The sequence below is a fragment of the Streptomyces sp. NPDC006259 genome (genome assembly GCF_042870975.1).
GTDB lineage: Bacteria > Actinomycetota > Actinomycetes > Streptomycetales > Streptomycetaceae > Streptomyces.
This window is the reverse complement of sequence record NZ_JBIAHY010000002.1, coordinates 249,578-262,529: the sequence shown is the minus strand read 5'-3', so window position 1 is coordinate 262,529 and position 12,952 is coordinate 249,578. Positions and strand designations below refer to the sequence as shown.

Annotated in this window: 5 protein-coding genes; all 5 read right to left on the bottom strand. The window is 70.8% G+C overall.

What is annotated here, in order from left to right:
* Positions 1–67: 67 nt before the first annotated feature.
* Positions 68–6,088, bottom strand: a complete 6,021-nt coding sequence (locus tag ACFYO5_RS07355) for an SDR family NAD(P)-dependent oxidoreductase (RefSeq protein WP_388705262.1) — start codon at positions 6,086–6,088, stop codon at positions 68–70.
* A 69-nt stretch (positions 6,089–6,157) separates the two neighbouring features.
* Entirely contained in the window at positions 6,158–7,741 is a 1,584-nt protein-coding gene (locus ACFYO5_RS07350) for a PfaD family polyunsaturated fatty acid/polyketide biosynthesis protein (RefSeq protein WP_388705260.1), read from the bottom strand.
* 86 nt (positions 7,742–7,827) lie between these two features.
* Entirely contained in the window at positions 7,828–9,006 is a 1,179-nt protein-coding gene (locus ACFYO5_RS07345) for an SDR family oxidoreductase (RefSeq protein ID WP_388705257.1), read from the bottom strand.
* Between the two features lie 381 nt (positions 9,007–9,387).
* Positions 9,388–10,692, bottom strand: coding sequence for an RICIN domain-containing protein (locus tag ACFYO5_RS07340; protein ID WP_388707110.1), 1,305 nt, complete (start codon positions 10,690–10,692; stop codon positions 9,388–9,390).
* Positions 10,693–10,793: 101 nt separating this feature from the next.
* Entirely contained in the window at positions 10,794–12,224 is a 1,431-nt protein-coding gene (locus ACFYO5_RS07335; RefSeq protein ID WP_388705255.1) for an endo-1,4-beta-xylanase, read from the bottom strand.
* Positions 12,225–12,952: the final 728 nt, after the last annotated feature.

Below are 12,952 nucleotides of genomic sequence, written 5' to 3'. Positions count from 1 at the left end.
AACACGGACGCGCGTGTGGCTGTCACGGATGCGGAGAGAGGGGGTTCGCCGGCTCGGTGACGCCGGCTCAGGAGGGGCGCCGTACGAGTTCCACGCCGAGCAGCTCCACCCTGGGCAGGCCGTCGGGGTCGACGAGGGCCGCATCGCAGCGCGCTCCCGTGTCGTGCACCTTCCTGGCCCGCACCACGCACCGCACGGTGCCCTCGACGGGACCGCTCCGGTGCACCCGGCACTCCGCGACGGCCATCGGCAGGGTCGCGTCACCGAACGCGTTCTCGGCCCACAGCAAAGCGAGTTGCAGGGCAGCGTCCACGGCGGCCGGGTCGAGTTGCCAGTGGTCACCGTCCCAGCCGAGTTCGCTCACACCGGTCACCGTGGCCTCGGCTCCGTCCGCGCCGATCTTGTGGACCGCGCGGATGGACCGGAAGCGCGGGCCGTGGAAGAGCACCCGGCCGTCGTAGATCTCGGCGCGGGCGGGCGCGGTGAGGCCCTTCGGTGTGTCCCACCCCGCGGACCGCGAAGCGTCCGTCCCGAACTCCAGGTGGGTCCGGAAGTGCGGCAGGCCGTCCTCCCCGACCAGTTCGGCCTCCAGGACCGAGGGCGCTTCGGCCGGCCCTCCGCGACCGCGCAAGGTGAGCCGGTGGCCGGGGCCGTCGAGGTGCGGCAGAGCGACCTTGCTGAAGACGCGGACGTCCCGCAGCACCAGGTGGCGGCCGTTCGGCCGCCAGGCCGTGGCGGCGCCGGCGAACCATTCCAGGGCCAGTGCCACCGGCAATACCGGGACACCGGCGATGTCGTGGTCGGCGAGATGGGGGTGTGTGTGAGCGTCGATCCGCACCTGCGCCGGGGCCGGTCCGGTGACGGTCATGGGGTTCAGGTCGTCACCGGCCGCGACGACCACGGTGGTGTCGGCGCCCGGAGCGCCCAGTTCGGCGGTGAAGGCCGCGGCGCCCTGCGCCAGGGAGATGAGCGGGACCCCGGACCGGCCGAAGTGGGCGGCCAGCTCGGGGGTGACCATCCCTCCCTGCCACGGGCCCCAGGCGATGGACCGCACCAGGCGGTCGGGGCGGCGGGCTCGTTCGGCGCGGGCCACGTGGTTGAGCACCTCGTTGGCCATGGCGTAGTCGCTCTGCCCGGCGTTGCCGAAGACGGCGGCCACCGAGGAGAACAGGACGATCGAGTCGAGCGGATCGCTCTCGGTCGCCGCGAGCAGCGCGCGCAGCCCGCCCACCTTGGTCGTCAGGACGTGGTCGTACTGCTCGTCGGTCTTGTCGGCGATCAGCTTGTCCGCTCGCACTCCGGCACCGTGCACGATCCCGGTGATCGGCCCCCAGTCCCGGCGGACCTCCTCCAAGGCGTCGTGCAGGGCCTTGCCGTCCCGGACGTCCACCGGCACGTACCTGACCCGGGAACCGGCGCTCTCCAGTGCCGCGAGCGTGGTCCGGACCTCACGGGCCGCCAGGATGCCGCGGGCCTGGGCGCCGATCGCGGCGGGAGCCACCGTTCCGGAGCGCTCGGCGAGGGCACGGGTGAGTGCGGCCTCGTCCGTCGCCGCCGCCAGTCCCGGCGGTTCCTCGGCCGGTTCGGTGCGGCCGAGCAACACGATCCGGGGCCGGTGGGTCCTGGCTAGGTCCAGCAGCGCGGCCGCGGTCACTCCCCGGGCGCCACCGGTGGCCACGACCACCGAGTCCGGTCCGATGCCCGCCGTGGGCCCGGGGTTCACGGGCGCCGGGACCGCGACGAGCGTGGTGCGGGTGCCGTCCGCGCGCAGGCCCACCTCCGTCGCGGGACCGCCGCGAAGCAGTTCCCGGACGATCGCTTCGGCGACGCCGACGGCGTCGCGGTCTCCGCGCTCGCAGTCGATCGCCTTGACCGACGCGGAGGGCCACTCCTTGGCCGCGGTCCTGGCCAGCGCGGCGATTCCTCCCAGCCACGCCCGCTCGGGCCGACGGCCGCGGAGCCCGAAGTCACCGCCGGTGTCCTGCACGGTGACGAAGACCCCGCCCCGGTCGGCGAAGTCCGACGCGACCGACCGCGCCGTTCGGAAGGCGTCCCGCTGCAACTCCAGCGCTTCCTCGGGTGAACTGAGCGGCGCGAGTCCGCCGAGGTGCACGACCGCCCGGCAGCCCGCGGGAACGGTGGACACGGCGGTGGCCCGGAAACCGTGGTCGACCAGTTTGGCCGCCACCAGTTCGGCGGTTCCGCAGCCGTCCTCGGTCACCGCGATCGGCTCGTCCCCCAGACCGGCCAGGGCCAGTCCGGGTGCCGGGGTGTCGAACGCCCGCAGGGCGAGCCTGCCGAGGTCCGTCCGCCCGGCGGGCTCGTGCCGAGGTGCGGACGTCTCGTGGTCGGTGCCGGGCCTTGCGGCCGGAACGGAGGTGGCGGGAGCGCCACCGGTGACGGCGGCGGTGAACGCTTCGACGATCTGCCGCAGGGTGCGGAGCTTCAACAGCTCTCCCACGTCCCCGCCGGGACGGTCGCCCACCCGCTCCCTCATGGCGGACAGGATCTCCACCCGTTTGATCGAATCCACCCCGAGATCCGACTCGAGTTCCATGTCGACGTTCAGCATTCCGACCGGATAGCCGGTCCGGTCCGCCACCACGGACAGCAGCAGTTCCTCGAAACCCGCGGCGGACACATCCTGGGGCACGCCCGGAGCGGGCGCCGCCAGGACCGGCGGAGGTTCCGGAACGACGACGGGAGAGGCGGCTGTCGGCGTCACCGAGGGCACGAGGAGCGCGGCAGCAGCGGAGTCCTCGGGAGGCGAGGGCAGCACCGTCGGCACGGCGCCCGTGCCGGTGCCGGTGCCGGTGCCGGTGCCGGTGCCCGTGCCGGTGCCGGTGCCGGTGCCGGTGCCGGGTGACGCGAACAGGGCCTGCGTCTGCGTATACGTATGCGCCCGTTCCCCGCTCACTGCTCCCAGCAGCGCGGTCATGGTCGTCTCGGTCATCTGGAGGAAGGCCAGGTGACTGTCCATCAGCATGCGCTGGCAGGATTGATGGACCTCCGCCGTGTGACGCTGCACGTTGTCGAGCAGGGCGAACCAGTTGCCGTCAGCGCCGGCCGCGGCGGGTGCGGCAGAACCGGCAGACAGGGCAGGCACAGCGGGCGGCCCAGCGGGCGACTCGACGACGGCGGGAACGGCGGCTGCCGGGGCCACAGGCTGCGCGACCGGAACGGCGGCTGCCGGGGCCGCAGGCTGTGCGGCGGGTGAGGGTACGTCGGGTCGTCGAGGCGGGTTGGGCGCGGGCAGCGCGGTCGCCCCGCCGGCGGGCGGGTAGAGCCGACCGTGGTTCTTGCCGTCGATCTTCACGGTCATCCTGGGCTTGTGCTCCTCGCCTGCTGCTACGGGGGGCGCGTACGGCGCCCACAAGTCTTCGTGGTCGAGTGGGACGCCCCATACGGCGAGCCGGCCGAGCGCGTCCTGCAACGAGGTGACACCGCTGCGTCCCTGGCGGTCCAGGCCGACCGCCAGGTGCTCACGGTCCCCGAGGATCTGCCGGACGAGGCCCGTGAGCGTGTCACCGGCGCCGACCTCGACGAACGTGCGCACTCCGGCGGCGTACATCGACTCGATCTCGTCGTGGAACAGCACCGGTGAGGCGATGTGGTCGGCGATCCTGCGCCGGATCTCCTCGGGTGCGGACGGATACACCGCGGCGTCGGCGTTGCCGTAGACCTCGAGCCGGGGCTCGCTGACCGAGAGCGCGCGGAGGTGGTCCAGCAGTGGTTCGCTCGCCCGGGCGACGATCGGGCTGTGGAAAGCCGTCGCGGCGTGAAGCCGGCGTGCGGTGATGCCCTCGGCGGCGAGTTTCCGCTCGATCAGTTCGATCGCTCCGGTCGTGCCGGAGACCACGACCTGGGCCGGAGCGTTGTGGTTGGCCAGCCAGACGTCCGTGGCGCCACTGCCGACGAGGATGTCCTCGACCTGTGCCCGGCCGGCCGCCACGGCCAACATCGCGCCCGGCGCGGCGGCAGCCTGTCGCATCAGCTCACCGCGCCTGCGAGCGAGGCCCACCAGCGACTCGGCCTCCAGTGCGCCCGCGGCGTGCAGCGCCGCCAGCTCGCCGAAGCTGTGCCCTGCCACGCAGTCCGGTCGCAGCCCGAGACCGTTCAGTACCTGGAGCAGGGCGAGACTGTGCACCGCCAGCGCGGGCTGCGCCCATTCCGTCTCGGTCAGCAGAGCCTGCTGAGTGGCCCGCTCCTCGTCGCTGAAGGCCGGCGGCGGGAACACCACGCGGTGCAGCGGGCGACCATCGAACTCCAGGGCTCCCAGCCGGTCCCAGACCGCTTGGGCGGCCGGGGACAGCATGGCCACGTCCGCGCCCATGCCGACGTACTGAGCGCCCTGCCCCGGAAAGAGGAACCCGATGCGTCCGACGGCCGCCGCGCCGGTGGCGTAGTGGATTCCGGTCGGTGTGGAGAACGGTGCGTCGGGCTGTCGGCCGATCAGCGCGAGAGCCTGCTCGAGCTTCGCGGACAGGTCGTCGCCGTCTGCCGCGACGATCGCGAGGCGGAACGGGTCGCTCACGCGGAAGTCCCGCTGACTCTCCCGTGCCACATCGGCCGGCGGGCGGGAGCTGTCGATCTTCCGTTCCCGCAGGGCCGGCGCGGACGGAGCGCTGAACAGCACCAGTTCGGTGGGGGCGGTGCGGGCGCGCCATGCCGCACGGCCACCGGATTCGGCGGAGGGCTCGTACTCCTCCAGTGCGACGTGGAAGTTGCTGCCGCCGAAGCCGAAACTGGACACAGCCGCCCGGCGCGGATGGCCGGCGGGGCGCACCCACGGACGCGACCGGGTGTTCACGTAGAAGGGGCTGTCGTCGATTCGCATCGCGGGATCCGGCCGATCAACCTTGATCATCGGCGGAAGGACCTTGTGGTGCAGAGCCAGGACGCTCTTGAGGAGTCCCACGGCACCGGCGGCACACTTGGTGTGGCCGACCTGCGACTTGACCGAGCCGAGCGCACACCACTGCCGGTCGTCGCGGCCGGACTCCTCGTACACCTGGCGCAGCGCGGCGAACTCCGCGGCGTCTCCCGCGCGGGTCCCGGTGCCGTGGGCCTCCACCAGTTCGACGGTCTCCGGCCCGTAGCCGGCCTCCTCGTAGGTGCGCCGCAGAGCCCGGGCCTGTCCTTCGGGCACCGGGGCGTAGATCGCTCCGCTTCTGCCGTCCGACGAGGTGCCGATGCCACGGACGACGGCGTAGATCCGGTCCCCCGCGCGCTCCGCGTCGGACAGCCGCTTCAGGGCGTACATGGCGATGCCCTCGCCGAGCATCGTGCCGTCGGCCTGGTCGGAGAACGGCCTGCAGTCGCCACTGGGCGACAGGGCGGGTGTCTTGGAGAAGCACATGAACGTGCCCGCGTCGTTCGAGGCGTCGACACCGCCGCTGATCACGAGGTCGGACCGGCCCAGGGACAGCTCGCTCATCGCCACCGACAGTGCCGCGAAGGAACTGGCGCACGCGGCGTCGGTGGTGTGATTGGTGCCGTGCAGGTCGAACCGGTTGGCGATCCTGCCCGCGATGACGTTGGCCAGCAGCCCCGGAAAGGTCGACTCCTGCCACGGTGCGTAGTGATCGGTCACGCTGTCGCAGACGGCTTGGGCCTCCTCCTCCGGGATCCCGTTCTCCCGCAGGGCCTTGAGCCACACCGGCCGCTGGATCCGCGCGGTCATGTGCGTCAGCAGTTCCGTCGCGCCGGCGCCAAGGACGACGGACACGCGGTCGCGGTCCATTCCCGCAAGCCCGCCGACATCGGTGAGGACCTGCTCGGCGACCGTGAGCGCGAGCAACTGCACGGTGTCCGTCGTCGCGAGGGTGTTGGGCGGGATACCGAAGGCCATCGGGTCGAACGCGACCTCGGACAGGAAGGCTCCCCTGCGGGCGTACGTCTTGTCCGGTGCGGCGGGATCGGGGTCGTAGTAGTCCTCGACGAGCCAGCGCGCGGCGGGGACGTCGGTGATCAGATCGCGGCCGGCCACGACCGTCTGCCAGAACCCGTCGGCGCCGTGCGGGCCGGGCAGCAGAGCGCCGATCCCGACCACGGCGATCGGAACCTGTCGGGGGCGAGGGTCGGACATACTCTCAACTTCCTTGTGGGTCGGCGCGGTCGGCGGTCGGCGCGGAGAACCGCGCCCGGGAAGGCGCGGTCAGGCGAAGAGACACGGTGTGAAGGCGAACGCCGCGGGAGGCACCGGCACGCCGTACGTGCGGAGCTGGTGCGCGCGGGTGCTCACGGCCGCCCCTTCGAGCAGGTTGAGGGCGATCTGCACCACGGATCGGTTGTCCCGTTCCGCCAGGACACTTCCGGCGGTCCACTGGTTGAACGCCCCCATCGCCGGGCCGCACCAGAGCTGGTAGTCGCCGCGCCGGGCTGTCTCCCCGGTGATCGCCCAACGGCTGGAGTTGCCCAGGTACCAGCGGAAGACCAGTGCCATACGGTGCTTGGGGTCCCGTTCCGCGCGGGCGATCTCCGCCGGGTCGCGTTGCTCCCAGAATCGCCGCGTGAGGTCCCAGACCTCCTCGACCGGCGCTCCGAGCACGTCCCGTTCGATCTTCGCGCGCACCTCCGGCGGCAGCTCCTCCAGCGACGGGTGAGCCCGGTACGCCTCGTACAGCTGACCGGCCCGCTGGGCGAACATGGTGCCCCGGCGCAGGACCTGCAGCTTGACGCCCAGTTCGAACATGTCGGCGGCGGGCGCCATGACCACATCGGCGATGTCGGCTTCGGTCAGCATCGCCTTCGCGTCGTCCGAGATGCCGGCTTCCACGGCGACCTGGTTGACGGATCCCGTCACCACATAGGCCGCGCCGAGTGCGAACGCGGCGGCGACCCCGTCCGGTGTGCCCAGTCCACCGGCCGCGCCGACCCTGACCGCCCGCGGGTACCCGAATCGCCGGACGAGTCGGTCCCGCAGGTTCAGGATGCGTGGCAGCAGGACGCCGAGTGGCCGGTTGTCGGTGTGTCCACCGCTGTCGGACTCCACCGTGATGTCCTCCGCCACAGGAACCCGCGCCGCGAGGGCGGCTTCCTCCGCGCCGAGTTCCCCCCGCTCCACGAGGTGACGCAACAGGTCCGGAGGAGCCGGTGAGAGGAAGCGTTCGGCGACCTCCGGGCGCGACACCTTGGCGAAGAGGCGCGTACGCCGCACGATCTGCCCCTCCGGGCCCCGGCGCAGCCCTGCGGCCGAGCACAGCACCACGGCCGGGGTGAGCCCCATGTACGCCGACGCCGAGACGCAGGGAACGCCGTGCCGCAGCAGCAGCTTGGCGACCCGGTACTCCAACTCGGGTTCGTTCGGGGAGTGGATCAGGTTCACGCCCCAGTTCGGCATACCGGCCAGGTCTCCGGCCAGCTCCCGCACAGCTCGCTCGACTTCGGGCAGGCCGAGACCGCCGGCTCCGAAGAAGCCGAGCATCTCGGCGCGGGCCATCGCCGTCACCATTCGCGTCGTGGCGATGCCGTTCGCCATCTCGCCCGCCACATAAGGGAAGCGGACCCCGTGCGCCTCGCAGAAGGTTCGCCCGCCCAGCCACTCCGGATAGAGCGGCGGCAGTGTGCCGACGACGTCCCCGACGGGCCGGGCCCCCATCACCAGCCCCAGCTCCCGGCCTGTGGGGCCGGTGACGATGTGCGCGTGTTCCCTGACCCGGCGAACACAGGCCGCGATCTGCTCCGGATCGAACACCGGCGAGGCGGTGACGGCTTCGTCGGGACATGCCAGTACGGACAAGAGTCGACTTCCCATGTGGACGGGGCATTCGAAGAGCGTGTCGTGATCCGGACCCGGCGCCGCGACAGCGGGAGCAACGGGTGCCGTCAGCGCACTCCGGCGGCGGACGTGGACTGCGTGGACTGCTTGGGGCTCAGCCCGCTGGTCAGGTAGTCGAGATCGACGCGGATCCCGGACGAGAACGGGCCCAGCCGGGTCCGCACCCGGGTGTCGTCGAAACGACGGCGGTGACTGAGGTACGGCGTGAATCCCGGGTAGAGATCCGCGGTGGCCTCCAGTGCGGTCGGGTCGTGCGGCTTCTTCTCGACGAGCCGCACTCTCACCGGCACCAGCCGCTCCAACAGCGCGACGAGCACCGTCGTGGCGACCTCGTGATCATGGACGATCTGATAGGTGTCGACCCGTCCGGAGGGCGCCCCGCTCGCCAACCGGACCATGACGGCGGCGGCGTGTTCCACCGGCATCAGGTTCAGGTGCCCGTCGTGGCGTCCCGTCATCCGTACGACCGGCCGGTCCTCCTCGGCGACGCCCCTCCCGGCGACAGCGAGACCGTCACCGCGCGCGGAGGCCTGCACGATGCGGGAGATGAACTGCAGTGGGTGCTGGGGAAGTTCGGCGTCGGGGGCAAGGTCCGTGACCAGGATGCCGGGCCGCATGATCCCCACCGGTCGCCCGTGGGCCCGCGACCATTCGTGCACCAGGACCTCGGCTTCGTACTTGGACCGCTCGTAGCCGTTCTCGAAGCCGTGCGCGCCGTCCAACTCGTCCTCGTAGATCACGCCTTCAGGCCGTGCACCGGCGACGAAGGCGGTGCTGACGTGGAAGACCATCGGCTTTCCCACGCCTACGGCAGCCAGTTCCAGCACGTTGCGGGTTCCCTCGACGTTGACCCGGCGAAGAGCCACGAGATCGTCGTCCAGATTGATGTTGCCCGCGCTGTGCCAGATCACGTCGAGTTCGTCCGCCAGTTGCCGGAAGACCGCGGTCGACAGTCCCAGTTGTGGCTGTGCCAGATCGGTCTCCACGACACGAAGCCGGTTGGGCAGCTCCGCGATCACCTCGCCGGGCGTGTTCGTCAGTTCCATGAACCGCGTGATCCGCCTGAGCGCGCTTCCCGACCCGGCATGCGTGAGAACCGTCAGCGAGTCGTGGCGCTCGAGCAACTCCCGGAGAAGGCGCAGTCCGAGGAACCCGGTGGCCCCGGTGAGAGCGACTCGCACTGTCAGCGACTCCAAAGTCTCGGAGGATGAGGAACCCGCCGCCATGGGACGGGTCGGTCTTCCGCCCTGGACAACCAACGGGCCGGTGGCATGGAAACGGCAGGACTGGCACGATCCCCGAACTTCACTCGGATGGCTCCAAGTGGGCGGTGGAAATACGCCTATTCGATTGCAGGGGAATGGGTGACGCCATGGGCGTGAGTTGCGGCCTCCCGGCCCGTGCAGGGGAGGCTGTGGTGCCAGGCATGTCCCACCGGCAGCCGAAGAGGCTCGGGAGGGAAGCGTCGCCTGGCCGCGAGGTCTTCGGCAGGGTCGTGCCGGCGCCCTGACCCGACTGATGGGACTCCCCGTCCTTCGATACGGAAGAGACGTGGACGGGGTGGGGCCAGGGTTGTCCCGGCCCCACCTGTGATGCGGGAGGGCGGATCACCCGAACTGTGCGAAGAACCTCCAGATCTCTGCCTTGGTCCAGGTGGTGACGCCGCTCTCGCCGGAGGAGCCGTCGACCGGACCGGGTATGTGGCCTCCGTCGAACGCGGCCCATTGGACCGGGTATCCGGCACGGCAGCCCGCGTAGGTGGTGGTGATGTGCGTCCGGCTGCCCGGCGCGGGCTCGCGCGGGCTCTGCGCGGTGCACCCGTTGTTGCGGACGAATGTGTCGCGCAGGGACCGCCCTTGCCCGATGTTGAGGACGTTGTCGCTGATGCCGTGGATCCCGAAGTAGGCGATGGGCTGGGTGCCGCCGCTGCATCCGCTGATCTGGGCGCCGGACATGACCGCGACGGCCCGGAAGACGTTCGCCCGGCTGCACGCGAGTGCGTAGCTCATACCGCCGCCCCAGCTGAATCCCGTGGCGAACCGCTGTGCCGGGTTGACACAGAGGCCGCCCTCGATGCGCCGGATCATGTCGTCGACGAAGGTGACGTCCTCACCGCCCGAGTTGGCCCAGCCATTGCCGAGGCCCTGGGGAGCGACGAGGATCGCGCTGTTGTTCGACTGTTCCTGTTGGCCGTAGTAGGACCAGGCGTTCCCACTCGTGCCGCCGGAGGCGACCTCGCCGGCGGTGCCGCCCCGCCAGTGGAACGCGAAGATCAGCCGGTAGGGGTGGCTGTTGTCGTAGTCGGCGGGAACCCGGAGGATGAAGCTGCGGGTCTTGCCGCCGCTCTGCATCGTGTGCGTGCCGCTCGCCAGAGTCGGGGCGCTACCGCATCCGCCGCCGCCACCACCGGACGACAGCTTGATCATCTGCCATTGCTGGTTGGCGCCACCCCAGTCGGCGTACTGGACGACATTGCCGCCGTCGGCGGTGGAGGCGCCCTGCACCTCCACCGCCTTGCCGCTGGTGCGGTTGATCAGCCGGACGTGGCCCGCGTCGGAGTCGGCCAGGCGGAACTGCTGGTTGGCCCCGTTGTGGTCGGTCCACTGCTGGATCGCGGCACCGTCCGCGGTCGAGGCGCCGGCCACGTCGAGAACCTTGTCCGAATGCCGGGCCTTGAGGCGGTAGAAGCCGTCGCCGGAGTCCACGAACTGCCACTGCTGGTTGGCTCCGTCGTGGCGCGTCCACTGGCTGACCCGCGCGCCGTCGGCGGTGGACGTGTCGGAGACGTCCAGCGCCTTGCCGCTGTTGCGATTGACCAGGACGTACCAGGCATTGGTGTCCACCGTCGCCGCCTCGGCGGGCGCTGGGTTCGCCACGGCGAGCATGCCGATCGCGAGGGTCGCCGCCACCAAGGCGGCGACCCGGGACCACCAACGAGGTCCTCTCGAACGGGCGGGGGAAGCCGCGCCGTAGGACGTCATCGATTCACCCTTTCGTTTCGTGGCGGGTCCCATCAGGTGCGGGTCCAGCGCTGGTTGCCGCCGCTCGAGCAGGAGTAGAGCTGGATCAGGGTGCCGTTGGCGGTGCCGCTCGAGACGGCGTCGAGGCAGAGGCCGGACTGGACGCCGACGATGGATCCGTCGGAGTTGAGGCGCCACTTCTGGTTGTCGGCGCCCCAGCAGCCGTAGATCTGCACCTTGGTGCCGTTGCCGGTGCCGCCGGCGTCCAGGCACTTGTTGCCGTAGACCCTGAGTTCACCGGCGGCGGTGTACGTCCACTGCTGGTTGGTGCCGCTGTTGCAGTCCCACAGTTGGAGCTGGGTGCCGTCGGTGGTGCTGCTGCCGGGCACGTCCAGGCAGCGGCCCGACCCGACGCCCTTGACCTGCCCGGAGCCCGAAGGGGGCGTGGAGGTGCCGCCGTTGAGCGCGTTGAGGACGGCGGTGTAGGCGGCCTTCTTGCTGCCGTCGCCGTTGAACAGCAGCGGCGTGTCCTGCGATCGCCAGGAGTCGGTGTCGCGCACACCCCAGACGGTGATGCCGAGGCAGCGCGGGACGGCCAGGCAGTCCTTGGTCACGTTGGCGTAGGTCGTGGCCGGGGCGCCCTGGATGTCCAGTTCGGTGATGGCCACGTCGACACCGAGGGCGGCGAAGTTCTGGAGGGTGGTGCGGAAGTTGCTGTTGTAGGGGCTGCCGCTGTTGAAGTGCGACTGGAACCCGACACAGTCGATCGGCACGCCGCGCTGCTTGAAGTCCCGGACCATGGAGTACATGGCCTGGGTCTTGGCCCAGTTCCAGTCCTCGACGTTGTAGTCGTTGTAGCAGAGCTTGGCGGCCGGGTCGGCGGCGCGCGCGGTGCGGAAGGCGACCTCGATCCAGTCGTTGCCGGTGCGTTGCAGGTTGGAGTCGCGCCGGGCTCCCGAACCGCCGTCGGCGAAGGCCTCGTTCACGACGTCCCACTGGGCGATCTTGCCCTTGTAGTGGGCCATCACGCCGTTGATGTGGCCGATCATCGCCTGGCGCAGCGTGCTGCCGCTGAGGCTCTGCATCCAGCCGGGCTGCTGGGAGTGCCAGGCCAGGGTGTGGCCGCGCACCTGCTTGCCGTTCTGTACCGCCCAGTTGTAGACGCGGTCACCGGCGGTGAAGGTGAACTGGCCCCGCTGCGGTTCGGTGGCGTCGATCTTCATCTCGTTCTCGGCCGTCACCGAGTTGAACTCACGGCTCGCGATCGTCGTGTACGCCGAGTCGCCGAGCCTGCCCGAGGCGATGGCGGTGCCGAAGTAGCGGCCGCTCTGCGCCGCCGCGGCGCCGAGCGTGTTCTCGGCGGCGTGTGCGGTCGGCGGCGCGGCCAGTGGGGCGACCGCGCCGAGAACGCCGACGACCAGCGCCGGCAGCAGGCCGCGGATCTTCCGGCGGACGACGGGTCCGAGAAGGGCGTAGGAGCCCATGAAGGTGCCTCCAAGGTAGAGATCACGGAAGGACGGAAACGCAGAGGAACGCGGCGTCCGCTTCCCTTCGGCGAACGGACGGGTGGACGGACGGGCGGACAGGCGGACGGGCGGTGGACGGAACCTGGGCAGCACGGCGTCACCGGACACCGCGGTCACGGGACCGGGACCATTCCGACCGGCACGGACGACACCGCGGTCACGGAACCCCGACCCTCGCGGCCGGCACCGGACGGCACCGCGGGTCACCGGACCGGGACCGTCCCGGCCGGGACGGACGCACCAGGTCGGCCGTCGGGTGACCTAGGGCGGGCGGCGGGGTGTTCCGACGCAGGCGTGGGGCATGCGGGTACTCCATCGCGGCTCAGCCGGGGGATCCGCCACGCGGCCTCGCGTACCTCTCCAACCGCGCGAAGCCAGGATGCGCTGGGGCGAACCTCACCGGAACGAAAACGGGGTGGCGCAGGTGCTGTGGTGCGCGGATCAGTCGTGCGGCTGGGTATGTCGATGCATCTGCGCGTCTGTGCGTCTGTGCGTCTGTGCAGTGATCCGCCGTGCGGCACCACCTTGCTTGGCCCGACGCGGTTCGACATCTCGAACCATGGCCGGTTCTCAGACAGGGATGATTGAGGTGTTGACGATGCATCGTCAATACTTCCAGCAGAAAAAGTTTCGACTACTCAACCGAACCTTTCGAATCCCGCACGCCAAAAGGCGAACCGCAGAAA

Bases quoted from the DNA above. Each gene is read 5' to 3' on its own strand.
- ACFYO5_RS07335 (WP_388705255.1), bottom strand. From the start codon at position 12,224: ATGGGCTCCTACGCCCTTCTCGGACCCGTCGTCCGCCGGAAGATCCGC.
- ACFYO5_RS07345 (WP_388705257.1), bottom strand. From the start codon at position 9,006: ATGGCGGCGGGTTCCTCATCCTCCGAGACTTTGGAGTCGCTGACAGTG.
- ACFYO5_RS07355 (WP_388705262.1), bottom strand. From the start codon at position 6,088: ATGTCCGACCCTCGCCCCCGACAGGTTCCGATCGCCGTGGTCGGGATC.